This is a genomic window from Flavobacterium myungsuense (assembly GCF_042677265.1).
GTDB lineage: Bacteria > Bacteroidota > Bacteroidia > Flavobacteriales > Flavobacteriaceae > Flavobacterium > Flavobacterium myungsuense.
The window spans coordinates 204,916-230,290 of the sequence record NZ_JBHTIZ010000026.1 but is presented as its reverse complement, the minus strand read 5'-3'; the positions used below and the strand labels follow the sequence as shown (position 1 = coordinate 230,290).

Here is a 25,375-nt window from a genome sequence, read left to right as displayed (position 1 = left end):
CCAACTTTCAAATTATAATCAATTTGAAAGTTGGAATTTCAATCTAAACTAAAAATTTACTCTTTAGTCTCGTCTTTTTTCTCAGCAGTTTGATCTTCTTTGGCGGCGTTTTTAAATTCTTTAACACCACTTCCTAATCCTTTCATTAATTCTGGAATTTTTTTACCTCCAAAAAGAAGTAGTATAATAGCCAAAACAAGTATAATTTGCATAGGACCAACTTCTCCTAAAAATATTACAGATGCAATCATGTTTTTAAAATTTATTTGTTAAAGCAAAGATAATAACAAAAAAACATATCAATCATAAAACTACTATAAATTTATATATTTGTAGAACAAATCAAAAACATGTCCGAAAAACGGCTCAAAAGACAAATATTAAAGAAGAAACTCTTTACAAAAAACCGTTTGGTTATTTTGAACGAAGATACATTTGAAGAAATTTTCTCTTTAAAATTAACGTTAATGAATGTTTTTGTAGTGGCAACCGTTGGAGCTATTTTAATCATATTTATTACTACCTATATCATTGCTTTTACACCATTACGGGAATACATTCCTGGTTATGCTTCCAATCAATTAAAAAAAGACGCAACTGAATTGGCTTTAAAATCTGACTCTCTAGCCTTGTCTATAAAAAACAATGAAGCATATATAGCCTCAATTAAAAAAGTGTTAATTGGCGATTTAGATTATGCTAAACTCAATAAAGATTCTATTTTAGCCTCTAAAGTTGAGGTTACTGAAGAACAAGATTTAAAACCGTCAGACGCCGATTTAAAATTACGGGAACAAGTAGCAAAAGAAGACAAATACAATCTTTTTGAAAAGGCACAATCAAAAGAAAGTATTTTACTATTTCCACCCGTTAAAGGGTCAATTACGGAAAAATTTAGTTTAAAAAAGAAACATTTTGCAATAGATATTGCTTTAACAAAAAATACTCCAATTAAAGCTATCTTGAACGGTACGATTATATTTGCAGATTGGTCACCCTCATCAGGAAACGTAATTATTTTGCGACACAATAATGGTTTTATTTCAGTTTATAAAGATGTTGCTTCGTTATCAAAATCACAGGGCGACATTGTAAAAACAGGAGAAGTTATAGCTTTAGCTGGTTCGAAAGGAAAAGAGTCTTCAGGAACGCATTTACATTTTGAACTTTGGAAAGACGGTTATCCTATTGATCCGACACAATTCATAGAATTTGAATAATTAGTTATGTCATTAAAAACGATTGCAGCAAAAGTTTTTGCAAATATTATCTACAATAAAACTCGAAATTGGGCTCAAAATCCTATAGAGACGCAGCAAAAAGTATTTGAAAAAATACTATTTGAAGCAAGAAACACTCATTTTGGTATTGACCATAATTTCAACCAAATAACAACGTTTGATGATTTTGCAAAAGCAGTTCCTATAAGGGATTATGAAGCTTTAAAACCCTATGTTGATCGAGTTGTAAAAGGAGAAGCTAACGTACTATGGAAAGGGAAACCCTTGTATTTTGCAAAAACGTCAGGAACTACATCTGGAGCAAAATATATCCCTCTGACGGCCGACTCTATGCCATATCATATTGAAGCGGCGCGAAATGCTATTTTACATTACATTTATGAAACAGGAAAAGCTGATTTTGTAAACGGAAAAATGATTTTCCTGCAAGGAAGTCCAATTTTGGAAGAAAAAAATGGAATACATTTAGGAAGATTATCAGGAATAGTTGCACACTTTGTTCCGAAATATTTACAAAAAAACAGAATGCCATCATGGGAGACCAATTGTATTGAAGATTGGGAAACTAAGGTTAATGCTATTGTTGAAGAAACTTTTAACGAAAACATGACTGTGATTTCTGGAATTCCGTCTTGGGTTCAAATGTATTTTGAAAAATTGAAAGAAAAAGGTCAAAAGCCTGTTGGAGAAATTTTCAAAAACTTCAACTTATTTATTTACGGAGGTGTAAACTATGAACCGTATCGAGCCAAATTCGAAAATTTGATAGGTAGAAAGGTTGATTGTATAGAATTATTTCCCGCTTCGGAAGGTTTTTTTGCTTATCAAGATTCACAAAAAGAGAAAGGAATGCTGTTGCTTTTAAATTCAGGAATTTTCTATGAATTTATAAAAGTAGAAGAGTTCTCGTCACAAAACCCGAAAAGATATACGATAGGTGAAGTAGAAATTGGAGTAAATTATGTATTGATAATTTCTACAAATGCAGGTTTGTGGGGTTATAATATTGGCGATACCGTTCAGTTTACTTGTTTAAAACCGTATAGAGTTATAGTTTCTGGACGAATAAAACATTTTATTTCTGCTTTTGGAGAACATGTTATAGGTAAAGAAGTAGAAAGTGCTTTACAAGAGGCAATAATAGGAACTTCAATACGAATAAATGAATTTACGGTGGCTCCACAAATTACTCCAAATGCAGGCTTGCCTTATCACGAATGGTTTATAGAATTTGAAAACGAGCCAAAAAATTTAACCTTATTTGAAGAAGCAATTAACACAGCCATGCGAAAACAAAACGTATATTATGATGATTTGATTGTTGGTAAAGTGCTTAGGAGATTAGTTATAACAAAAGTCGTTAAAAATGGTTTTCAGGATTACATGAAATCGATAGGAAAATTAGGCGGACAAAATAAAATACCAAGACTAAGTAATGATAGAGCTATTGTTGATTTATTAGTAGTAGAACAAATAAACGGATGAAAATAAAAATCTTTTTTCTTTTATTTATTTTTACTGCTTTCTCTATCTCAGCTCAAATAAAAGGTGTTGTTAAAGATAGCATAACCGGTCAGCCCATTCCTTATGTGAGTATTTGGGTTCAAAACGAAAATTACGGAAGTACCAGCGAAGAAAACGGAGCATTTTCTATAAATGTATCAGAAAAAAGCAAAAACTTAATTTTTTCAGCCTTAGGGTATGAAAAAAAAACAGTTAAAATAGCTGACTCAAACCTAGTAAATCTCGTTCAAACAACCTATCAGTTAGAAGAAATAATTATCTCTAAACGAAAAGAGACAAGAGAAATTGAAATTGGACAAACAGAGAATGCTATTTTAGAAGCTTTTGACAACGGACCTCGAATAGACACTAAGTTTTTCCCCTATTTAGAATCCTATAAAAAAACAAGATTTATAAAAAAAATTACCATTTTTACCGACAGTAAAATAGATAATGCTTCCATAAAAATTCATTTTTATAAAGTAGATTCGAATGGTTTTCCTACTGATGAAATTTTAGACAAGAATTTTATAGTTTCTGTTGATAAAGGCGTAAATAAAACAGCATTTAATGTAACCAAATTCAATTTAAAAATGCCTAAAGAAGGACTATTTATTGGTTTCGAAAAATTAATTATAGAAAACAATAAACTTGAAAAAACTTTTTTAGATAAAAACACAAATACATTGCAAACTAAAAAAACTTATTATCCGTTTGTGCTTTATAATTATGTAGAAAAAGAATATTTATATACTTTTTCAGGTGGTAAATGGAGCAGGCAAACCAATGAAAACGAACAGAATTCGACAAAAAAAATTATGATATACGAGCCAGCAATAAATTTGATATTAACGAACTAAAAATAAAAACCTTACATTTGCAGGTTATAAATCATAAAATAAATGAAAGAAATTAAAAATATAGTACGATCAAGAGCACAAGAATCGTCTAGTGCTGTTGAAAAATTGTACATCACAATGCGCCATTTGTTCAATAGAGGATTCTATAAACCAATGGGGGTATCGGGAGAAACATTAAGAGAAGCATTATTATCATTACGCCCTGAAATATACGGAACCATTGCAGAAGAAAAAGTAGAATTAAACGGACTTTTATATGTAATTGAAAGGCTACCTGTTGGAATAGAACAATGTCAGTTTATTAATTTAACATCAGATGAAGGATATTCTAAATCACATTTTAAGGCTATAGTTCCCCCAAAAAGAAGACGTAATTGTTATCGAATTGATGACGAACAAATGAATATTGAAATTACTCGAGGGCGATCAGATATTTATGATATTTTGACACATTTGACTTTTATTTTCATAGAATCTCATAAAATAAAAAACAGAATTTTAATTGATGAAAGCGGAGAAGTAACTCGCGATTGGCAAAAATTAGAAGAAGCTGTTTATCAAGATAAAAAGTTAACATTAATAGATAAAGAAAAAACTATTTCACATGCTGCGAATATTCTTGGTAGAACTTTTTCAGAAGTATTAGATATTTATGATGCTTTTGGAACAGCAGAAAAACCAGATCGTTTTCTTCATATTATTTATTGGTTAGGAAAATTAGCCATAGAAGAAGCCATAGGAAATGAAAAACGTACAATTACCTTTAGTCCGATTTTAAGAGAGCGTTTAGGACATCATATTCATGGTGAAATTTGGGCTACAAACATAAAAGAAGTCTTAAAACAAAATCAACTTTTAGACCGACCAATTCATATTATAAGTGCTAATATGCATAGCGTTATGAATTCTATTTTTGCAACCCATGTTTTAAAAACAAAATTCAAAGATCAAACCGATTTTTTTATTTATGAAGAGTTAAGTAAATCAGGCGCTCATGATGTAAGAAATAAAGTTGAGGAATTTGCCAAACAATACGGTATGATATCTTTACCAGATTTTTCAGGCACAAACATTGATGTTCAAATATTTGACACCGCTAAAATCGATTTAAAAAAATCGGCTTTTGCTAATGCAAAATTTGGTGAATTAAAACCAGTATTAATTGTTATGGATTATGCCTTTGGCGAGCAAGCCTATGAAACAATAGACGAATTATTAAAGCCATTTCAAGAAACAAAAGATAAAAAAGTGTTTATGAATGTGGCATCGGTTTCTATTATGGGAAAAGCGGGTATTCTGCAAGGAGGAAAAGGAGATATTATGATTCCATCAGCCCATATTAATGAAGGAACTGGTGATAACTATACTTTTGAAAACGAATTAACAAAGGAAATGTTAGAAGGAAATAATATTGATGTATTTGCTGGCCCAATGGTAACCGTTTTGGGCACTTCACTACAAAATAAAGACTTACTAAAGTTTTTCCATGAATCGACTTGGGGAGTTATAGGATTAGAAATGGAAGGCGCTTATTATCAAAAAGCCATCCAATCAGCATCGAAAATCAGAAAAAGCATCAACCAAGATGTAAAAGTAAGATATGCTTATTATGCTTCAGATAATCCTTTAGAAACAGGTAGCACATTGGCCTCAGGAGGATTAGGGACTACCGGAGTAAAGCCTACTTATTTAATTACAATAAAGATATTAGAACAAATTTTTAACATACAATAAAAAGATAATGAGCACAAACTCAAATAAAAAAATAGAGGATCAAGAAATTGATTTAGCACTAATCTCAGAAAAAATAGGAATTTTTTTTCAAAAAATCAATACTTCAATTTTTAAAACACTTCAATTTTTAATCAAAAAAAGTAAAATTATTTTAATAATTATAATTATATCAGTGGGGTTAGGACTTTATTTTGATAAGGCATACAAGACTTTCGATCATCAAATTATAGTTGAACCCAATTTTAAAAGCACAGATTATTTATATTCTAAAATAAATTTAATTGAATCTAAAATTAAAGAAGGCGATTTTGTGTTTTTAAAACAGATAGGTATAAAAGACCCTAACTATCTTTTAAAAATTAGTGTAAATCCTATAGTTGACTTAAATAAATTTATTAATACGGCAAGTGAAAATAATCAAAGTTTTGAATTATTAAAGTTAATGGTTGAAAACGGAGATATAAAGAAAATCGTTGAAGACAAAGTAATGAGTAAAAGTTACTCTCATTATTTAATAACAATAAGCACAACAAATAAAAACCATGTAAAGGAAACAGTTGAACCAATTTTAAATTTTCTTAATAAAAGTTCCTTTTATAGTAGAGTTCAAAAGCAAGAGATCAACAATATCGAATCAAAAATAAAAGCTAATGATGATATTATTGCTCAAATAGATGGGTTTTTGAATAATTTCACTAAGAAAACGGATAGTAGTCAAAATATTAAAAGTGATAAGTTAGTATATTATAATGAGAACACTCAATTAAATGATGCTATAGAAACAAAGAATAAGTTAATATCGGAAAAAGGATACCTTAGGTTACAACTTGTCAGCGCAGATAAAATAATAAAAGATAATAGTACCACTTTAAACATTGAAAACACTAAATCAATTAACGGAAAGTTAAAATTTATTTTACCCTTTTTGTTTATTTTTATTTTTATTTTGATACATTTTTTCATCAGTTTTTACAAGAAACAAGCTGAAAAAGCAAACCAAAATTAACCCAATAACATTCTAAAACAGATTGCTATGAAAGGAATAATATTAGCCGGTGGTTCAGGAACAAGGTTGCATCCACTAACTTTAGCTGTTAGTAAACAGTTAATGCCAATTTACGATAAACCAATGATTTACTATCCTTTGTCAACATTAATGTTGTCCGGTATTAAAGAGATTTTAATCATATCAACACCGCATGATTTACCATTATTTAGACAATTATTAGGTGATGGGAAAAAATTAGGTTGTCGTTTTGAATACGCTGTTCAAGAAAATCCTAATGGGTTAGCAGAAGCATTTATTATTGGAAAAGAGTTTATAGGAAACGATAAAGTAGCCTTAGTTCTTGGAGATAATATATTTTATGGAACAGGATTATCTGATTTATTATTAGCAAATAACAATCCAGATGGCGGAATTATATATGCTTATCATGTTCATGATCCTGAGCGTTATGGAGTTGTTGATTTTGATAGTTATGGTAAAGTGCTTTCAATAGAAGAGAAACCAGAGCATCCAAAATCTAATTATGCAGTGCCTGGTATTTATTTTTATGACAATGATGTAGTAGAAATTGCTGCAAATATAAAACCTAGTCACAGAGGAGAACTAGAAATAACAGATATTAATAAAGAATATCTTGATAGAGGAAAGTTAAAAGTAAGCATTCTTGATAGAGGAACTGCTTGGCTTGATACAGGAACATTTAATTCTTTAATGCAGGCGGGACAATTTGTTCAAGTTATAGAAGAGCGTCAAGGTTTAAAAATAGGATCTATAGAAGAGGCCGCATTTAGAATGGGTTATATAGATGCAGATCAATTAATAATATTAGCCCAGCCATTATTAAAAAGTGGTTATGGTAGTCATTTAATGAGTATAATATAGTTTATGAATTTCATCGCCACAAAATTGGAAGGGTGTTTCATTATTGAACCAAAAATAATCACTGACGATAGAGGTTATTTTATGGAAAGTTTTAATGAGAGAACATTTCAAAATGGAATAGGTCAAAATGTTCATTTTGTACAAGACAATCAGTCTTTTTCATCAAAAGGAGTTTTAAGAGGCTTACATTATCAAGTTGGAGAGCATGCTCAGTCAAAATTGGTTCGAGTGTTATCTGGAGAAGTATTAGATGTAGCTGTTGATATTCGACCTAGTTCTAAAACGTTTGGAGAATATGTTTCTGTAATTTTATCTGCAGAAAATCAAAATCAGTTTTATGTTCCTAAAGGATTTGCTCATGGTTTTTTAGTATTGAGCGAAACCGCAACATTTTTTTACAAATGTGATAACTTTTACAATAAAGAAAGTGAAGGAGGAATTTTATATAATGACCAAACAATCAATATCGATTGGAGTTTAGCGGATAGCGAATTTATTATTTCAGACAAAGACAAGATTCAACCAACTTTAAATAACGCTAGAAAAGCATGGTAGTTTTAGTTACAGGTGCTAATGGTCAGCTAGGACAATCGTTACAATTTATTTCGGAGCACTATTCTGATATTCAATTTCATTTTTATACTTCAACGGAATTAGATATTACTGATAATAAATGCATTCGAGAAATTTTCACTTTAATTAAACCTCATTTTTGTATTAATGCTGCGGCATATACTGCAGTTGATAAGGCAGAAGCAGAATCTGAAAAAGCTGTTCTTGTTAATGTCACAGGAGCCAAAAACATCGCATTAATATGTAATGAATTTAGTACCGTATTAATTCATGTTTCTACCGATTTTGTATTTGACGGAATTAAAGAAACACCATATACTGAAGAAGACACCACAAATCCTCAAGGAGTATATGGTAAAACAAAAAGAGAAGGGGAAATAGAAATAATTAAACATTTAAAGCATTGTTTTATAGTAAGAACTTCTTGGTTATATTCATCATTTGGAAATAATTTCATGAAAACAATGCTTAAACTTGCTAATGAAAGAAATAGTTTAAACGTTGTAAATGATCAAATAGGCACTCCAACGCATGCTGTCGATTTGGCACAAGCTCTAGTTAAAATTGTCTTAAGCGGAAGCCAAAATTTCGGAATTTATCATTATAGCAATGAAGGAAAAACCAGCTGGTATGGTTTTGCAAAAGAAATATTCAATATTAATAAAACTATAATTGATTTAAATCCTATACCAACATCAGAATTTCCGACACCTGCTAAACGACCAAAATACAGTGTTTTAGATAAATCGAAAATAAAAACTGAGTTTGGTATTTCTATCAATGACTGGAAAGAATCATTAAGATTGTATAAGTAACTTATTTTAAATAACGCCTAATTTTTTCAACAATTGTTTCTAGCTTTATTGTTCTCATAGCTTCTTCATAACCTTCCACTTTTTTATTTCCGTAAACTGAAGTGGGTAATTTTGGAAATACATTTCTATCAGAAACCAATGCGTTTTCGAAAGGTTGGTTGAATGGAGAAAAACCAGCAAATGGATGCGTTGCTCCCCATAGCGTAATAACATTTATGCCTAGCATCGCAGCAATATGAGCATTTCCAGAATCCATAGAAAGCATCACATCAAGATTAGAAAAAAGCTGTAATTCTTGTTCCAATTTTATTTTTCCGGCAACAACAATAACATTCTGTTTGTTTTTTGAAAGCGAATTCAATAGTTCAATTTCTTTTTTCCCACCACCAAAAAGCAATATGGTGTAGTTTTCATTTAATGCCAATTCATCTATGACTTTTTGCATTAAATCGACTGGATAAACTTTAGAATCGTATTGTGCAAAAGGCGCAATTCCAATAAGTTTTCCATGCTTTTCTCCAATTAAATGGATTGTTTCAGAATCTAAAGTTTGTTTTGGAGGAAATATAGGATTGGATAAATTTACAGTAAAACCCAATTGCTCAAAAACAGCAACGTGCCTTTCAAACATGGTGGGTAGTGGCTTGAAAATCTTGTTTTCTTCACGCATTAACGCTTTTTTTTCAGCTCTTCCTTTATCTACTGAAGCTGTTCTTTTTCCGCTCCAAGAAAATAAAGTTCTAATAACTTTAGACCGTAAAACATCGTGAAAGTCGGCGAAAGCATCGATGTTTAATTGCTTTAAATCTTGAAACAATCGCAACAATCCCAAAAATCCTTTGTGTTGCTTTTTTTCATCAAAAGCAAAGAAAGAAATGTTTGGAATTCCTTCGAAAAAAGGTTTAAAAAAAGGGCGTGAAATTACAGTGATTTTAATTTCCGGATTTTGCTTCACAAACGCTCTTAAAACAGGAACCGTCATGGCGACATCTCCCATTGCGGAAAGTCTCATAACGGCTATATGTTGGGGTTTTTTCGACAATTTAGATGTCAAATAAAATTATTTCTTATTCTGATACAAAACAGGATTTAACTCGTCATCATTGTACATTTTCATTTGCTTGTACACTTTCATGAATTTGTCACCGTTTTCAATATCATTTAATAAATCATCAATAGCTATAGACAAATCGGTTCTTTGCTCTAAAAGAATATTTAATTTGGCTTGGCATTTATCTCTATGATCTTGAGTAGCTTCTGCGCGAGTAGCTTCTTCATTCATGTGGTAAATTTTTAAAGCCAATATTGATAATCTATCAAATGCCCAAGCTGGACTTTCAGAATTAATTTTTGCAGTATCTTTTACTTTTACCGTGCTGTATTTGTTTAGAAAATAACCATCAATATATTCAACCATATCAGTACGTTCTTGATTCGAAGCATCGATTTTTCTTTTCAAAGTTAACGCGGCAACCGGATCTATATTCGGATCGCGAATAATATCCTCATAATGCCATTGCACAGTATCAATCCAGTTTTTTAGATATAGTAAATGTTCGAACTTATCTTTCGGAAAAGGATTGTTAATGGGTTGATTAACATCATCAAATTGATGATAATCTTGAATACTTTGTTCAAATACAGAATAAGCTAATTTTGAAAACATATCTTTAATTATTAAAAAGACAAAGATACTTTTTATACTTTTATAGTTTATAAAAAACTTTTACTATAAAAAAGTAAATAAATAATCTTATATTCGAATTATGCAAATACATTACTTATCAGACGAAAACAGTATTCTCAATCATTTTTTGGGACAAATTAGAAATGTAAACATTCAACATGACAGCATGCGTTTTCGAAGAAATGTAGAGCGTATTGGTGAAGTGATGGCGTATGAACTTAGTAAAGATTTACATTATTCTGATGTAGAAATTCAAACACCACTTGGAATTAAAAAAACTACAGAGATTTCAGATAAATTGGTGTTGTGTTCTATTCTTAGAGCGGGATTGCCTTTGCATTTAGGTTTTTTAAATTATTTTGATAATGCTGAAAACGGTTTTGTTTCTGCCTATAGACACCATCCTAATAATGATGCTTTTTTTGATATCTTAGTAGAATATCAAGCCGTTCCTAACATAGAAAATAAAACATTATTACTAATAGACCCGATGTTAGCTACTGGTCAATCTATAGTTGCGGTTTATGAAAAATTAATGCAAAAAGGATTGCCAAAAGAAATTCACATTGCTGTTATTATCGCTGCGCCAGAAGGTATTGCTTATCTTAAAAATCATCTGCCAGACCACTGTCATTTGTGGGTTGCCACTTTAGATGAAAAACTAAATGATAAAAATTATATTATTCCTGGTTTAGGAGATGCTGGAGACTTGGCTTACGGAAATAAATTATAATTGATAAAAAAAAGCGATAAATCCGCTTATAATTAAAAAAGCGATAATGATTTCTTTTTGCCATTTTATTTGTGCCATTTCTATATAACTTGTTATCATAACAGCTAAAGGAGCAACTGTAAACACTAATAAGTCATTGCTTTTATTTGTGGATACTATAAAAACTGCTATTCCTAAAAAAAAAGCCCACAGCACTTTTTTATATGAAGTGTGTAGCATTAAAGGTCTCTTAGACATTGACATTAAAAGCGACAGCACAAAATACAAACCAATAGTTGTGTAAACCGACAAAGCCAGATTTTGTGAGGGTTTAACAAAATAGTCAATTTTATAATTTACTGTAGTGTCAGAAAGCAATTGACTAATCCAACTCTTATCAAATATTAAAGCAAACAATACAAAAACAGAACATGATGTAAAAAAGGCTATAAATGGTAAAAACCAATTTCTATAATCTCTTGCAGCATGAAAAAGAATAGCAATAAATACCAAAATAATATAAATAATACTCCAGAAATGAAACATTGCCGCGACAAAAACCCATAAAGAAGCGTCGAAAATTTTTTCCTTTGGAGTTTTTAATGATTGCAATGAAACTAATCGTCGAATAGCCAATAAGATAAAAAAATTAGATAATAATAAACTTTTATTATTCCAAACATTTGGAAAAAACAATAGCAATAAAAAGTAAAAAAAAACGGTATAGGCACTGTCTTTGCTCAATCCGTTTTTCTTAACAATAAAATTTGTTGTAAAAATAGAGCCAAAAATGATTGCCAACAAAACTATTTTTTCTATCGCATTTATGCTTGTAAATACATTGGTTACAAAGTGAATTTGAACCAAAAAATAGAATAAAACCACCCCTAAAATTACTATTGAATAATTTAATGGAGTAGATTTTCGAAAAAGACTTGTAAACATAAGGATATTTTATACTTTTGTAAATGTAAATATAATACTTGTTTAAAAATAATTTTAAAATTATGAGAGCATTTTTTGAAGGAATACAGTGGTTATTTGAGAATATCTTTTTTATTCCTCAAGACTATTTAAGAAAACTTGAACTAGAACATTGGTTTTTAGCTAATGGCATCAATTGGATTTTTATGATTATTTGTACTGTTGCCATGGTTTATTGGATTCAACAATTGAAATTACACGAGGAAAACAACGAAGAAAACCAAGATACAACGGCGCATTCTTTCTTAAAGTAAGTCAAAGCCAATATCTTTTCTAAAATACATCGTATCAAAATGTAGCTTTTCTATGTTTTGATACGATTTTTTTATGGCTTCCTGAAAATCATTTCCATAAGAAGTTACGGCTAAAACTCTCCCACCATTGCTCACGACAAATTCATTATCGGCTTTTGTCCCAGCATGAAATACGATTGAATCTGTAACATTTTCGATACCTGAAATTACTTTACCTTTTTCAAAATCTTCCGGATAACCGCCTGAAACCAAAACTATAGTTGTTGCACTTCTAGAATCAATTTCTAAGGAAACTTCATCTAGTTTTTCATTAGCCACAGCCACAAACAATTCAACCAAATCCGATTTTAATCTTGGTATTACTACCTCTGTCTCTGGATCTCCCATTCGTACATTGTATTCAATAACAATTGGCTCTCCTTTTACGTTGATAAGACCAATAAACACAAACCCTTTATAAACTATTCCGTCCTTTTGCAATCCCTCAATAGTTGGTTTTACAATTCTAGTTTCTATTTTTTCTAATAAAATGTCATCAGCAAAGGGCACTGGTGAAATGGCTCCCATTCCCCCAGTATTTAATCCGGTATCACCTTCACCAATACGTTTATAATCTTTAGCGGTTGGTAAAATTTTATAGCTTTTCCCATCTGTTAAAACAAAACAACTCAATTCAATACCGTCTAAAAACTCTTCGATTACCACTTTTGAACTTGCCTCTCCGAACTTTTCATTCACAAGCATATTTCTTAATTCATCCTTAGCTTCCGCTAAATCCTGAATAATTAAAACGCCTTTTCCTGCTGCCAATCCATCGGCTTTTAAAACGTATGGAGGTTGTAATGTTTCTAGAAAACGACAACCTTTTTCTACAGTTTCTTTAGTAAAACTATCGTAAGCTGCTGTTGGAATTCTATGTTTTACTAAAAACTCTTTAGCAAACTCTTTGCTTCCCTCTAATTGCGATCCTTTTTTAGAAGGTCCAATAACTGGAATGTTTTTTAAATCATTATCATTTGCGAAAAAATCGAAAATTCCTTTTACTAATGGGTCTTCTGGACCAACAACTACCATTTCAATTTTTTCCTGTAGTACAAATGTCTTTATTGAATCGAAATCAGTTGGACTAATATTTACATTTGTTGCAATAGATTCTGTACCAGCGTTTCCAGGAGCAACAAATAGTTTTGTACAAAGTGAACTTTGAAGCATTTTCCAGGCAAAAGCATGTTCTCTTCCTCCTGAACCAAGTAATAAAATTGTCATTGTTTTGTAGTAAGTTGTGAAATGCAAAAATAATCGCTTTTAGACGTAATCAATAACAATTTTTAAAAATTTGTTGATTGATAGTTGTAGCTATGTATTACTTTTGTATAAAAATTAACCTAGGTGTTTAAGCTTTTTACTCTTTCTTTAAAATTAAATGGCTTTCCAATTGAGAAAGCAAAAGAAAAACTAAATCAAATTTTGGCTGTTTCAGAAGAAGATTACGCTGATTTTTTATCGGCTAGAAAGTCTGAAATTGTAAAATTTCATTTGGATAATAATTTGTTTTACCAAAATTTTGTTGGGAAATCTACTTTCGAAAAATGGGAAGATTTACCCATACTAAAAAAAATCGATTTTCAAAGGCCTTTAAAAGAAAGGCTTTCAAAAGGGTTTTCTAAAAGAAACATTTATATTAACTCAACATCAGGATCTAGTGGTGACCCATTAGTTTTTGCCAAAGACAAATTATGTCATGCTATAATTTGGGCAAATATCATGAGACGCTTTGCTTGGTATGATATAGATTGCAACCGTTCGTTTCAAGCTCGATTTTATGGTATGCCTTTAAACTTTATAGCCAATAAAAAATTGCGCATTAAGGACTTTTTCAGTAGAAGATATCGTTTTAACATATTTGATTTATCCTTTATAGGCTTAGAAGAAATTATTAAAGTTTTTAAGAAAAAGAAATTCGATTACATCAACGGATATACAAGTTCAATTGTTTTATTGGCTAAGCACTTAAAAAAAAGACGTCTTGTATTAACTAAAATATGCCCTACACTAAAAGCATGTATTGTCACTTCTGAAATGCTATTTGAAGAAGATAAACTCTTATTGGAGGAATATCTTGGCGTTCCTATAATAAACGAATATGGAGCTGCTGAATTGGATATTATTGCTTTTCAAAACCCCGAAAACGAATGGCAAGTAAATGCCGAAACTTTGTTTGTAGAGATTTTAGACGAAAATGACCAACCTCTACCATACGGAAAAGAAGGGCGAATTGTGATAACAAATCTCTATAATAAAGCACATCCTTTTATTCGTTATGAAGTAGGTGATTATGGTATTTTAGACGAAAAAAGTACCCTTAAAAAGCCTATTCTTAAAAAATTAACTGGCCGTACTAATGATATTGCTATTTTACCAAGCGGCAAGACTTGTCCTGGAATGACATTCTATTCTATAACCAAAAAATTATTTGGAGATGACGGAAATGTAAAAGAATTTGTCATAATACAAACAAAAACAGATACTTTTGAAATTCAATATACAAGTGAAATGCCTCTAAAAAAAGCAGAAATAAAAACTATTGAAAAGGTATTTTCAGACTACTTAGAATCTAATTTGAAATATGTTTTTACTAGAAAAGGAATTTTAGAAAGAGGTGTTAGTGGAAAATTGAAACAGTTCGTTTCATTAGTAAAATAGAAATATGAAAATTACAATAGTTGCTGGCGCGCGCCCAAATTTTATTAAAATTGCTCCTATTATAAAAGCGATTGAGAAAAAGAAAAATGAAGGGGTGACCATTTCTTTTCGATTAGTCCATACTGGTCAGCACTATGATAAAAACTTGAGCGCTACTTTTTTCGAAGAGCTCAATATTCCTGAACCCAACTGCAATTTAAACGTCAAAAGCGGATCACAATCTGTTCAAACGGCAGCAATAATGGTTGCTTTTGAAGAAGAATTATTAGAAAATTTTTGTGATTTAGTTCTTGTTGTTGGAGATGTCAATTCGACTATGGCTTGTGCCATCGTGGCTAAAAAACTAAACATTAAAGTAGCACACGTTGAAGCAGGAATTCGTTCTGGAGATATTACTATGCCTGAAGAAATAAACCGAATCGTAACGGATAGCATTTCTGATTATTTTTTTACCACCTCAACTTGGGCTAGTGAAAATCTTATAAAATATGGTACAGAAGCATCTAAAATTCATTTTGTGGGTAATGTAATGATTGATACTTTATATCAAAATTTGCATAGAATTACAAAGCCTGATTTTTGGGAAGAGCATCAATTAGAAACTGAAAAATATATTATCCTAACCTTGCATCGTCCATCAAATGTAGATGAAGAACAATCATTGAATAAATTATTGTTGGGAATCGATATTTTGGCTAAAGACAAAAAAGTAGTTTTCCCTATTCATCCACGAACAAAAGCAATACTTGGAACATCAGTTTTAGAGTTTAAAAATATACTTTTTGTTGAGCCACAAGGCTATTTGGCATTTATGTACTTAGTTAAAAATTCGTTTGCAGTCATTACAGACTCAGGAGGAATTTCTGAAGAAACGACCGTTTTGGAAATTCCTTGCTTTACATTAAGAGAAAATACCGAAAGACCCGAAACACAATCTATAGGAACCAATACATTAGTTGGGGTTTCAATAGAAAAGCTACAAGAAACTTATAGCTCATTTCTAGAAAACGGGAAACGAAAAAGCGGAATCCCAGAGCTTTGGGACGGAAAAGCAGCTGAACGAATTATTTCTATTTTATTAGAAAAACTATAATGGAAGAACTATTAATTATAACTAATTATTATCCTCCCGAAAAAGGTGCCGCAGCTAATAGAATTGAGCAATTGGCTTTAAAATTACATCAAAATAATTATGCGGTATCTGTACTTTGTCCACTCGCCAATTATCCAAAAGGCATTTTGTTTCCAGAATACAGAGGGAAGTTTTTTGTTGAAGAAAACCTGCAAAATATTCGAGTCAAACGACTTTGGATTTTTCCGAGTAATAGTGCTGGAATTTTTATTCGAATTCTATCTGTTTTATCATTTTCAGTTGGATTATTTTTTTATTTGTTGCTGAAAAAAACACCTAAAAAAGTTGTGATACAATCACCACCATTGTTGCTTTCGTTTATTAGTGTTTTAATTCTTTCTTTTAAGCGGAAAAAAATAATTCTAAATATTTCTGATCTTTGGCCGTTAGCAGCAATAGAATTAAAAGCTTTGGAAGTGAATTCATTTTCGCATAAAATATCCCTGTTTTTTGAACGATTCATTTACAAAAAGGCTACAGTAATTTTAGGTCAATCTAATGAAATTATTACCCATATTCATCACCTTTTCCCTAATAAAGAATGTCATTTATATCGCAATTATCCTGATCATAAATTACAAAATTTTGAATTAAAAACTACTGAAAACTATACGATTAAGTTATTTTATGCAGGATTATTAGGAATAGCTCAAGGCCTTTTAGAAGTCTGTGAAAAAATTAATTTAGAACATCTCAACATTGAATTTCACATTTTTGGAGAAGGAGCAGAAAAAGTCCAAATTGAAAACTACATAAAAAACAATCCGTCAAAAAAAATTGTTTTTCACGGTATGTTAGAACGTAATGATTTAATTTCAAAACTAACCACATTTGATGTTGCACTCGTTCCTTTAAAATCGAGAATTTATGGTTCAGTACCTTCAAAAATATTTGAATATAGTGCTTTAGGGATTCCTATACTCTATTTTGGAGGAGGAGAAGGGGAAACGATTGTTAACGAAAATCATTTAGGCTGGGTTGCAGAAGTAGAAAACCATATTGCTTTAAATGCTGTTTTAGAAGAAATTTCTGAAATGAAAAAGCCGAATATTCAATTGATGAAAACCGAAATTTTTGAACAATCTAAATCACATTTTAATCTCAGTCTTCAAATTAAGAATTTGATAGAAAAAAAAGTGTTTTAATAGGCCTTTTCTTCACCTTTAAAAATATTAAAAACGGTTTGTAAAATTATTTTTATATCTAAAATTATTGACCAGTTTTCTATATAAAAAACATCGTATTTAATCCTATTAACCATATCTTCGTCAGTCTCTATTTCACCCCGAAACCCTTTTACTTGTGCTAGTCCTGTAATGCCTGGTTTTACATAATGACGCATCATATATTTATTTATTCTGTTGCCATAGGTTTTATTTTGTGACCATAGATGGGGTCTTGGGCCCACAACAGACATCTCACCGAGTAAAACATTCATAAATTGTGGCATTTCATCTATACTTGTTTTTCGCATGAATCGCCCCATTTTAGTAACTCGCGGATCATTTTTAGAAGCTTCTTTTTCAGTAGTTTTATTAATATGCATAGATCGAAATTTATAACAAAAAAACTCCTTTTCATCTATTCCAGGTCGTCCTTGTTTAAAGAAAATTGGGCCACGTGATTCTAATTTAATTAAAATAGCTAATAATGGAACAAGCCAAGAAAGCAAACCAAAAATAACAATCAATGAAAAGCAAATGTCGAAAACTCGTTTAAACGCTTTAGTTATGGGGTCATGAAGTGTTGTTTTTTGTATGGATAATACGGGAAACATCTCGTAATAATCTATTTTTAAATTTTTTGCAAAAATTTCTTTAGTGTCTGGAATAAATTTTATTGTTTTACGATTTTCGTCAGCAAAATCTACAAAATCTTTTAACTGCTCATTAGTAATTTCGTTTAAAGAACAGTAAATTTCATCCACCCCATTATCCATAACGTAAGATTTGACATTTTCAAGTTTGCCTTTTATATTATTATTTGCCTTTTTATCTGAAAAAAAACCTAAAAATCGATATCCATAATCTACTCTTGTTTCAAAAAGTTGTTTTAATCGAATCGATTCTGGAGTGTATCCAATAATTATGGCACTTCTGTAATTACTTCCTGTTACAACTCTATATTTCTTTAAATAGTAAAAAAGTAAAAATTTAAAAATGGTAATTAATATAAAACTAGTAACCATAAAATAGGCTATCGCTTTACCACTAAATAAAACGGTTTTTGAAAACGGAAAAAAAGCAATAATTACCAATAAAAACAATACGCCTTGTTTTAAAATTTTAGAAGCAATTTCGACTGGAGTTGTAAATCGATAAATACCATAAAATTGTATTAAAAAAGCAATAATTGCCCAAACTAGCGTTTGATATACTAGATAATACAAAGCGTTTAAGTTTAATTCTTTAAAAAAAAACAAACATAAAATAGTTATAACCAATAAGTCGAAAAAAATACTTATTGGTCTAATATATTTAGAATATCTTCCTGTCCCTGAAGTCATACTAATGAATGTATCCTGTAAAGTCTTTGTGTTCTTCTTTTAAAAGTGCTTCGGTTGACAATGATTTAAAATACTCATACGTTATTTTCATTCCTTCACTTCTTGAGACTTTTGCTTCCCATCCTAATAATGCTTTTGCTTTTGTTGTATCGGGTTGTCTTTGTAGAGGGTCATTTGTAGGTAAAGGATGATATACCACTTTTTGATTGGTTCCGGTTAACTTTATTATTTCATCTGCAAAATCCTTTATGGTAATTTCATCAGGATTGCCTATGTTTACTGGATATACATAATCGGAATGAAGTAATCTATAAATGCCTTCTACTTGATCATCCACATAGCAAAAAGAGCGCGTTTGCATACCATCACCAAAAATAGTTAAATCTTCTCCACGTAAAGCTTGACCTATAAAAGCTGGAATTACCCTTCCGTCATTCAATCGCATTCTTGGTCCATAGGTATTAAAAATTCTAACGATTCTTGTTTCTACACTATGAAAAGTATGATAAGCCATGGTTATAGATTCTTGAAAACGTTTCGCCTCATCATATACACCTCTAGGCCCAATAGTATTTACATTTCCGTAATATTCTTCGGTTTGTGGATGCACCAAGGGATCTCCATATACTTCAGAGGTAGATGCAATTAAGATTCTAGCTTTTTTTACCCGAGCTAAACCTAAAAGATTATGCGTTCCCAATGAACCTACCTTTAAGGTTTGGATGGGGATTTTTAAATAATCGATAGGACTTGCTGGTGATGCAAAATGCAGAATATAATCTAAATCTCCTGGCACATGAACGAACTTGGTAATATCATGATGATAGAACTCAAAATTCTTGAGTTTAAACAAATGTTCTATGTTTTTTAAGTCGCCCGTAATGAGATTGTCCATTCCTATTACAAAATAACCTTCGGCAATAAAACGGTCGCACAAATGTGATCCTAAAAAACCTGCTGCTCCAGTAATAAGTATTCTTTTCATGTCTGTTTGTTTGGCAATTATAATAACGAAAAAATTATGTTTTTATTATATAAATATTAACTTTTAATTTTGAGAATAAATTTTTTTCTTTATGGTACTGTTTTTTTTAAATTGTAAAAATCTATTATTACCTCAAGTAATTCCATTTATAACTTATAGAAATATTTTGCCAAAAATAAACTTATCATTAGAATTCCAAAAGGAAAATCACTTAATTATTTTATATTTAATTACTTTAATACATTTTTGTAATTTCTAATAGAAATTTTAAAGGATTTTAATATTTTATTTTACAAGGATTGTTTGAAATTTAAAGTTGTTCTTAATTTCATTTTACATATTTTTACAAAAATAAATTTAATTGTTTTGAAGGTTGTTCATATTGTAGAAGCTTTAGCGGGAGGAGTTAACACTTATTTCAAAGATTTATCCTTTTTTTTTGGAGACAATGAAATTAATAAAACTATTGAGACAACTATTATTTATAGTAGTAATAGAAAAGAAGTGGATTCTGAAAGAACGAGAAATGAATTCTCAAAAGGCGTTTCTCTTCTTGAACTTAATATGGTTAGACATTTTTCTCCTTTTCAAGATTTAAAATCGATTATAAAATTAACTAAAGAACTCAAGAAATTAAACCCCGACATTATTCATCTTCATTCCTCTAAAGCTGGAGTTTTAGGAAGAATCGCATGTTTTTTATTGTTTAAAAAGAAAAAAATTTTTTATACTCCACATGGTTATGCATTTTTGAGAACAGATATTTCTGATTTTAGTAAAAAAATGTATTGGATAATTGAAAAATATTTTCAATTATTTTTTGGTGGGGAAACTATTGCCTGTGGGGATACCGAATATGAAATTGCCGCAAGCATAGGTAAATCTGTATTAGTTAGAAATGGTATTGATATTAACTCTGTGAGAGAAAATTTTATCAAAAGGAGAAATGAAATACTAACGATAGGTATTGTTGGAAGAATAACATTTGCGAGAAATCCTAGCCTTTTCAATGCAATTGCTAATAAATATCCTGAAATTAATTTTGTTTGGATTGGAGACGGTGAACTAAATCATGAAATAACAGCTCCCAACATTCGCATTACAGGTTGGATGCTTGAGAAGAGAAAAGTTTTGACAGAACTCAATGCAATTGATATTTATATACAAACTTCACTTTGGGAAGGACTACCAATAGCTGTTTTAGAGGCAATGGCTTTAGAAAAACCTGTTTTGGCAACCAATATTATAGGAAATAAAGATGTTGTTGTTCACAATGAAACTGGATTTCTTTTCGATACAATTGAAGAGATAGATTCATTTTTAGAATTTCTAAAAGAAGATAAAAACAGAGCTGTTTTTGGAAAAAATGCTTTAAATAGATGCATTGAATTATTTGATAAGAACAAAAATTTTAGATATTTAGCTAGTATTTACAGACAATCTTTTTCGTTGTAACCAATAGCATCCAAAAATTGATATCCATAATCCACAAAAAGCAATTCCATCAAAACGAATTAAATAATCGTCTGTAATATTGGAAAGAAAAAAGAGAAAGAAAAAAGAAATTATAATTGGACTTTTAGTACTAAATCCTAAATAGGCTAAATTATAAAAGAACATTAAAATTATTAGTACGCCTAATATTCCAAACTTTAAAAAATAATCGATATACTGATTGTGGGTTGGAAAATCATATTTAGCCAGAAATTTTTGATTTGTTTGCCTAAAGTATTTAAATAATTCCGGTTTACCATCTGAAGCACCAACTCCGAAAGGAAGGTTATTTAAGGATAATTCCCATGCAGATTTCCAAATTGATAGTCTGGTAACAAATGAATTATAAACCTCTGCTTCTGGGTTTTCTATTTCATCAAGTTTTCCTACTTTATCCATATGGGCAAATGTTACTTTGTAATATTTCTCTTTCATGTACGGGTTTTTTTGCACATAAACATAAAAGATCGAAGTTAACGAAATAGATAAAACAACTAGTATTCCTATTACAATTCTAAAATTATATTTTTTAATTATTTCATAAAAAAAGATTAATCCGAAACCGAATAAAGCATTAAATAAAGCTAAGCGAGTATTAACAAAGAGAATCAGAAAGAAAGAAAAAGCAAACGTAATTATATTTAATGTACTAAAAATTATTTTTTCTTTTTTTTGAAAAGAGTAAAAAATAAAATAGAGATTAATAATACTCGCAAATGCCAAATGCATATTTAATGCTGGTGCGTGAATGCCAAAACTGTTGGTAAATTGATATCCCATTTCCCATAAATCAATCCCTTTAACGTATTTACTGATTAATTCTGGAAAAAAAAACAAAAACCGGAAAAAGAAAAAAAGAATTATATATGTTGTTATAATCGCATAAACTCGACAGATTTTATTGAATTGAATACGTTGAAAATTACCAATTATAAACAAAGGGAAAATTATTAATGAAATACTTTTTTCTAATGATTTTATTCCTAATAAATAAGAATCATTTTTCCAAAAAAGAAGTATCTCTAATAAAAAAGGAGAAGCAATAATTGTAATTAAGGGTAAATATTTTTTAGAGTATTCTAATTTTTTAAAAAAAAACAAGTTGAATATTACAAATGAAACTATTAACCAAGTACAAGGTTTCCTAAAAATCATTGTTGTAGCAATAATGATTATGAAAAAATTAAATATTTTGTTGAAGCTCTTTTCTGAAATGTTCATAATATAAAGCAAAATAAATTAACGGAAATACACCTATTTTATGGCGAGTCGCTGTTCCTAAATCTGGTTCAAAAACCCCTTGAACTATAAAATAAGAAAATAAAATTAATAATGTCCATAACAAAAGGGGGTGCTTGTGTCTATCATTCAAGCAAATTGAAAGTCGAACAAAAAGAATATAAAATAATAAAAGTTGCCAAATAATAAAAGCTATAATTTGTGGTGAAAAAATATGTTTAAAGCCTTCTAGAGGAAGGTTTACTGCAATAAAACCGTAAATAATACTAATGGTTTCTCCATACCATGTATCAGTCTTAACAGGAGATTGAATCATTGAATTAGCGTCTTTAGAATTCATTCTTTCAGAGTTTACTGCATCTCTTGAACTTTGTGAAAAATTCTTTCCGCTTAAAATTCCAACACTTAAAGACATCAAAACAGCAATGAAAATTCCATATACTACTGATTTTAAAGCTTTATTTTTTAATTTTAAATAAGTTAAAGCATACATTCCTATTGAAATTATTGGTATCAACAAAAAATAAGAACGAAAAAAAACACCAAAAAAAGCGAGAATCAATAAGGAAAATACAATCTTTTTACTTAAAGTTATACTATCTGATTGATAAAGAAATATAATTATTGACAAATAAGTAAAAGTGATAAACTCTTTTGAGGGCATCGAAATAAAAATAGCCATCATAAAAAATGCGATATATACCAATACATTTTTCACATTAATTTTTTGAAAATTATATGGAATACCAATTTTGTACAAAATGTAAACAACAATCGGATATTGTATTATTGCTACTATTGGATATGAAAGATATTTTAATCCCGTTATTTTGTAAAATAAGCAGGCAAATCCATAGCTTCCTGAAGAGCTTAACTCACTATAATCATGAGAAATTATTGTTTTTGCATCATAAAAAAACTTATCTGGTAAGACAAAATAAGCCAAAACACCAACAAGCAAATTAATAATAAATAAGCATAAAAAGAACAATTTATTTTCTTTTATTAGAATTTTCATATTATTAAATTTTACAAATTTTTGGAGTCATAATATTAAATAAAAAAATTAATTTAAAAACACAATAATTTTATCTTTATAATAAATAAATAATGCTGAGGTAAAATTCCAAAAAATCATACTTGTTGAAAACGCAAATGCTGCACCCGTTAATCCATGATAAGGTATTAAAAGTCTATTTAAAAAAAAATTTATTATTACAGAACCAATAAGTATAATTTGAAAAACGTGTTGTCTTCCTGTCATATTTAAATAAACAGGGGCCATACCAAAAAACGAACATATACCCTGTCCAACTATTAATATTATCAACGAATTTTTAGCAATAATATATTCCTCTCCAAAAAAACTTAAAATATAAGTTGGGAAAAAACATATAATAAATGTAAATGGAAGTGTGAAAATAAAAATTAATCTTGAAGCATTTTTTAAAGTTCGAATTAACTGTTCTCTATTATTGCCCGAAAAATATTCTGAAATTTTACTTGCCATATTTACATTTACCACATTAATTATCATTGCAACTATTGTCATTATTTTTATACCAACTGTGTAAAACGCTACAGTCTTATCCCCCCAATATTTTTTTAAAAAAATAATGTCAAAACTCATCAACAAAAAAATAGCCATTGCACTTATTGCCATAGGATATGACTTCTTTAGTATATATTTATATGAATAAGTATTCTCATTAATCGAAATTTGTTTTCCAAAAAGTCCAAAAATCATGTATGTTGACAAAATTGCAAGAAAGATAAATCCTATTAAAAAAGTATCTACCAAATAAATTTCTTTATGGATATTAATTAACAAAATTGAACCAAAAATAACAGAGGCATATTTGAATGTGTTTCTGAAAAGTTCTGCAATATAAATTGAATCTAATGCTCTAAAAACCTCAGTGTTGAGGAGTGTTAATGAATAAAAGAATAAAGTTGCTGTTGATTTAATGAGTAAGATATATAAATTAGGATCGTTAAAATACGAGTTAATTGTTGACTCATCAATAATTAAAAGTAAAAAAAAAGCAAAAAAACAAGTCATAAAAATTATAAAAAGCATCTTTTTGTAGATAGCTTTTAGCTCCCAAATTGTGTTTGTGCTCTTCAATCGTCCTGTAAAGTAAAGTATAGATTGTTCGTTTCCCAATAAGCAAATACTTCCTAAGACTAATAAATAAGTTCTTATGAAATCATATTGTCCAATGATTTTTGGATCATAATTGTGGGTCAAATAAAGCGTAAAGCCAAAAAGCAAAATAATCCCAAATACTCTTAAAAGCATCGTTTTTAAACTCTGTAAAACAAATTGGTTTTCTTTGAGTTTATTTATTTTTAAAAACATTAATTTCAACATATTGCGCTTGTTAAGGTGTTTTTTTGCACTTTTGAGTTTTGAAAAAGTTACATTTAAACTTTAAATAATCAAAAAAATCAAATTGTGTTCAAATTAATTAAGGGACGCAAAATTATGAAAAATTTACTTCTAAAGTAAGATAAGTTTTTGTTAGTTAATTAAAAAAATTAAATTCAAAGTTTTGATAATTATATAAATAGATTAAATCCCAAAAAAATTAGTGTAATTCTAGAAAAACTAACTGGTTCTCTCTATCACTAATAAAATTTCTTTGGATTGACGTAAAAAATTTAATATTTTAAAAAGTGGGTTAAAAGTTAATTTTGGTAAATGATACTTTGAGATAGTACTAGCTATAAATCTGTCATATCCATAATCTAATATTTTTGTCTCAATACATTTAAACCCAATTTGAGATACTAAATAAGTTAGTGTTTGAACATTCCATGAATACAAATGATAATTTTTATCATTTATATCAAATTTTGAATATCGTCTACCTTTTTCAAAAGGTATTACTAATACAACTTTCCCGTTTTTATTTAGTTTCGATTTAATTATTGAAAGCGTTTCAATTGGATTAGGCACTTGTTCTAAAACATGATTGCAAATTATTACATCATAATAATCGCTTGGTATATCTCTTCTTTATTGATGAATTTAATTCCTAATTTTTCTATTTGTTTTT

The 25,375-nt window shown here is 29.5% G+C and carries 25 protein-coding genes; 14 read left to right on the top strand and 11 right to left on the bottom strand.

Going from position 1 to position 25,375, the window contains the following annotated elements; genetic code table 11:
- Nucleotides 1-56 precede the first annotated feature (56 nt).
- The gene (gene tatA / locus ACFQ0S_RS11245) at nucleotides 57-251 is read right to left on the bottom strand and encodes a twin-arginine translocase TatA/TatE family subunit (protein ID WP_379757755.1); all 195 of its coding nucleotides are present in this window, start codon (nucleotides 249-251) and stop codon (nucleotides 57-59) included.
- 99 nt (nucleotides 252-350) lie between these two features.
- On the opposite strand from tatA, the gene ACFQ0S_RS11240 reads away from it, so the two are divergent.
- The 8 genes from ACFQ0S_RS11240 to rfbD are packed head-to-tail and all read left to right on the top strand — an operon-like array spanning nucleotide 351 to nucleotide 8,617.
- Nucleotides 351-1,220 carry a M23 family metallopeptidase gene (locus tag ACFQ0S_RS11240; RefSeq protein WP_379757752.1) on the top strand — a complete coding sequence of 290 codons (870 nt, stop codon included), beginning with the start codon at nucleotides 351-353 and terminating at the stop codon, nucleotides 1,218-1,220.
- 6 nt (nucleotides 1,221-1,226) lie between these two features.
- Nucleotides 1,227-2,726: a GH3 family domain-containing protein gene (locus tag ACFQ0S_RS11235; protein WP_379757749.1), complete on the top strand. Its 1,500-nt coding sequence runs from the start codon at nucleotides 1,227-1,229 to the stop codon at nucleotides 2,724-2,726.
- Complete coding sequence (locus tag ACFQ0S_RS11230) at nucleotides 2,723-3,604, top strand: carboxypeptidase-like regulatory domain-containing protein (RefSeq protein WP_379757746.1); 882 nt, start codon at nucleotides 2,723-2,725, stop codon at nucleotides 3,602-3,604. The genes ACFQ0S_RS11235 and ACFQ0S_RS11230 overlap by 4 nt, the downstream gene beginning before the upstream one ends.
- A 42-nt stretch (nucleotides 3,605-3,646) precedes the next feature.
- On the top strand, nucleotides 3,647-5,338 hold the full coding sequence (locus tag ACFQ0S_RS11225; RefSeq protein ID WP_379757743.1) for a DUF6909 family protein: 1,692 nt from the start codon (nucleotides 3,647-3,649) through the stop codon (nucleotides 5,336-5,338).
- A gap of 7 nt (nucleotides 5,339-5,345) precedes the next feature.
- The gene (locus ACFQ0S_RS11220; protein ID WP_379757740.1) at nucleotides 5,346-6,344 is read left to right on the top strand and encodes a hypothetical protein; all 999 of its coding nucleotides are present in this window, start codon (nucleotides 5,346-5,348) and stop codon (nucleotides 6,342-6,344) included.
- Nucleotides 6,345-6,371: 27 nt separating this feature from the next.
- Entirely contained in the window at nucleotides 6,372-7,229 is an 858-nt protein-coding gene (gene rfbA / locus ACFQ0S_RS11215) for a glucose-1-phosphate thymidylyltransferase RfbA (protein WP_379757737.1), read from the top strand.
- 3 nt (nucleotides 7,230-7,232) lie between these two features.
- Nucleotides 7,233-7,784: a dTDP-4-dehydrorhamnose 3,5-epimerase gene (gene rfbC / locus ACFQ0S_RS11210; RefSeq protein ID WP_379757734.1), complete on the top strand. Its 552-nt coding sequence runs from the start codon at nucleotides 7,233-7,235 to the stop codon at nucleotides 7,782-7,784.
- Nucleotides 7,778-8,617: a dTDP-4-dehydrorhamnose reductase gene (rfbD, locus tag ACFQ0S_RS11205; RefSeq protein WP_379757731.1), complete on the top strand. Its 840-nt coding sequence runs from the start codon at nucleotides 7,778-7,780 to the stop codon at nucleotides 8,615-8,617. The genes rfbC and rfbD overlap by 7 nt, the downstream gene beginning before the upstream one ends.
- 1 nt (nucleotide 8,618) lies before the next feature.
- On the opposite strand, the gene ACFQ0S_RS11200 is transcribed toward rfbD, so the two are convergent.
- Together ACFQ0S_RS11200 and ACFQ0S_RS11195 are read right to left on the bottom strand one after the other, a co-directional pair.
- Entirely contained in the window at nucleotides 8,619-9,629 is a 1,011-nt protein-coding gene (locus tag ACFQ0S_RS11200; protein ID WP_379757729.1) for a glycosyltransferase family 9 protein, read from the bottom strand.
- Between the two features lie 48 nt (nucleotides 9,630-9,677).
- Nucleotides 9,678-10,283, bottom strand: coding sequence for a DUF4254 domain-containing protein (locus tag ACFQ0S_RS11195; RefSeq protein ID WP_379757726.1), 606 nt, complete (start codon nucleotides 10,281-10,283; stop codon nucleotides 9,678-9,680).
- Between the two features lie 100 nt (nucleotides 10,284-10,383).
- On the opposite strand from ACFQ0S_RS11195, the gene upp reads away from it, so the two are divergent.
- A complete protein-coding gene (upp, locus tag ACFQ0S_RS11190) occupies nucleotides 10,384-11,037 on the top strand; it encodes a uracil phosphoribosyltransferase (protein WP_379757723.1) in 654 nt (217 codons plus the stop codon).
- Here upp and ACFQ0S_RS11185 read toward each other — a convergent pair.
- A complete protein-coding gene (locus ACFQ0S_RS11185) occupies nucleotides 11,032-11,961 on the bottom strand; it encodes a DUF6427 family protein (protein ID WP_379757720.1) in 930 nt (309 codons plus the stop codon). The two genes, upp and ACFQ0S_RS11185, sit on opposite strands and share 6 nt — an antisense overlap.
- A 62-nt stretch (nucleotides 11,962-12,023) precedes the next feature.
- On the opposite strand from ACFQ0S_RS11185, the gene ACFQ0S_RS11180 reads away from it, so the two are divergent.
- Nucleotides 12,024-12,254: a DUF6341 family protein gene (locus ACFQ0S_RS11180; RefSeq protein WP_379757717.1), complete on the top strand. Its 231-nt coding sequence runs from the start codon at nucleotides 12,024-12,026 to the stop codon at nucleotides 12,252-12,254.
- Here ACFQ0S_RS11180 and purD read toward each other — a convergent pair.
- Nucleotides 12,246-13,520: a phosphoribosylamine--glycine ligase gene (gene purD, locus ACFQ0S_RS11175; RefSeq protein ID WP_379757714.1), complete on the bottom strand. Its 1,275-nt coding sequence runs from the start codon at nucleotides 13,518-13,520 to the stop codon at nucleotides 12,246-12,248. The two genes, ACFQ0S_RS11180 and purD, sit on opposite strands and share 9 nt — an antisense overlap.
- A gap of 123 nt (nucleotides 13,521-13,643) precedes the next feature.
- Between purD and ACFQ0S_RS11170 the strand changes: the two genes are divergently transcribed.
- The 3 genes from ACFQ0S_RS11170 to ACFQ0S_RS11160 are packed head-to-tail and all read left to right on the top strand — an operon-like array spanning nucleotide 13,644 to nucleotide 17,234.
- Entirely contained in the window at nucleotides 13,644-14,957 is a 1,314-nt protein-coding gene (locus tag ACFQ0S_RS11170) for a phenylacetate--CoA ligase family protein (protein WP_379757711.1), read from the top strand.
- A 4-nt stretch (nucleotides 14,958-14,961) separates the two neighbouring features.
- A complete protein-coding gene (gene wecB, locus ACFQ0S_RS11165) occupies nucleotides 14,962-16,050 on the top strand; it encodes a non-hydrolyzing UDP-N-acetylglucosamine 2-epimerase (protein WP_379757708.1) in 1,089 nt (362 codons plus the stop codon).
- Entirely contained in the window at nucleotides 16,050-17,234 is a 1,185-nt protein-coding gene (locus tag ACFQ0S_RS11160) for a glycosyltransferase family 4 protein (protein WP_379757705.1), read from the top strand. Before wecB ends, ACFQ0S_RS11160 begins: the two co-directional genes overlap by 1 nt.
- On the opposite strand, the gene ACFQ0S_RS11155 is transcribed toward ACFQ0S_RS11160, so the two are convergent.
- Both ACFQ0S_RS11155 and ACFQ0S_RS11150 read right to left on the bottom strand, forming a co-directional pair.
- Nucleotides 17,231-18,595 carry an undecaprenyl-phosphate glucose phosphotransferase gene (locus ACFQ0S_RS11155; RefSeq protein ID WP_379757703.1) on the bottom strand — a complete coding sequence of 455 codons (1,365 nt, stop codon included), beginning with the start codon at nucleotides 18,593-18,595 and terminating at the stop codon, nucleotides 17,231-17,233. The two genes, ACFQ0S_RS11160 and ACFQ0S_RS11155, sit on opposite strands and share 4 nt — an antisense overlap.
- Nucleotide 18,596: 1 nt before the next feature.
- Nucleotides 18,597-19,580, bottom strand: a complete 984-nt coding sequence (locus ACFQ0S_RS11150; RefSeq protein WP_379757700.1) for a UDP-glucuronic acid decarboxylase family protein — start codon at nucleotides 19,578-19,580, stop codon at nucleotides 18,597-18,599.
- A gap of 366 nt (nucleotides 19,581-19,946) precedes the next feature.
- Between ACFQ0S_RS11150 and ACFQ0S_RS11145 the strand changes: the two genes are divergently transcribed.
- Complete coding sequence (locus ACFQ0S_RS11145; protein WP_379757697.1) at nucleotides 19,947-21,035, top strand: glycosyltransferase; 1,089 nt, start codon at nucleotides 19,947-19,949, stop codon at nucleotides 21,033-21,035.
- Here ACFQ0S_RS11145 and ACFQ0S_RS11140 read toward each other — a convergent pair.
- The 4 genes from ACFQ0S_RS11140 to ACFQ0S_RS11125 form a co-directional block, all read right to left on the bottom strand.
- On the bottom strand, nucleotides 21,000-21,803 hold the full coding sequence (locus ACFQ0S_RS11140) for an O-antigen ligase family protein (protein WP_379757921.1): 804 nt from the start codon (nucleotides 21,801-21,803) through the stop codon (nucleotides 21,000-21,002). The genes ACFQ0S_RS11145 and ACFQ0S_RS11140 overlap by 36 nt on opposite strands.
- A 454-nt stretch (nucleotides 21,804-22,257) precedes the next feature.
- Nucleotides 22,258-23,331 carry a hypothetical protein gene (locus ACFQ0S_RS11135; protein ID WP_379757694.1) on the bottom strand — a complete coding sequence of 358 codons (1,074 nt, stop codon included), beginning with the start codon at nucleotides 23,329-23,331 and terminating at the stop codon, nucleotides 22,258-22,260.
- A 48-nt stretch (nucleotides 23,332-23,379) separates the two neighbouring features.
- Entirely contained in the window at nucleotides 23,380-24,687 is a 1,308-nt protein-coding gene (locus ACFQ0S_RS11130) for an MATE family efflux transporter (RefSeq protein WP_379757691.1), read from the bottom strand.
- Nucleotides 24,688-24,924: 237 nt separating this feature from the next.
- Nucleotides 24,925-25,326 (bottom strand): methyltransferase domain-containing protein, encoded by a 402-nt coding sequence (locus ACFQ0S_RS11125; RefSeq protein ID WP_379757918.1) that lies wholly within the window; start codon nucleotides 25,324-25,326, stop codon nucleotides 24,925-24,927.
- Nucleotides 25,327-25,375: the final 49 nt, after the last annotated feature.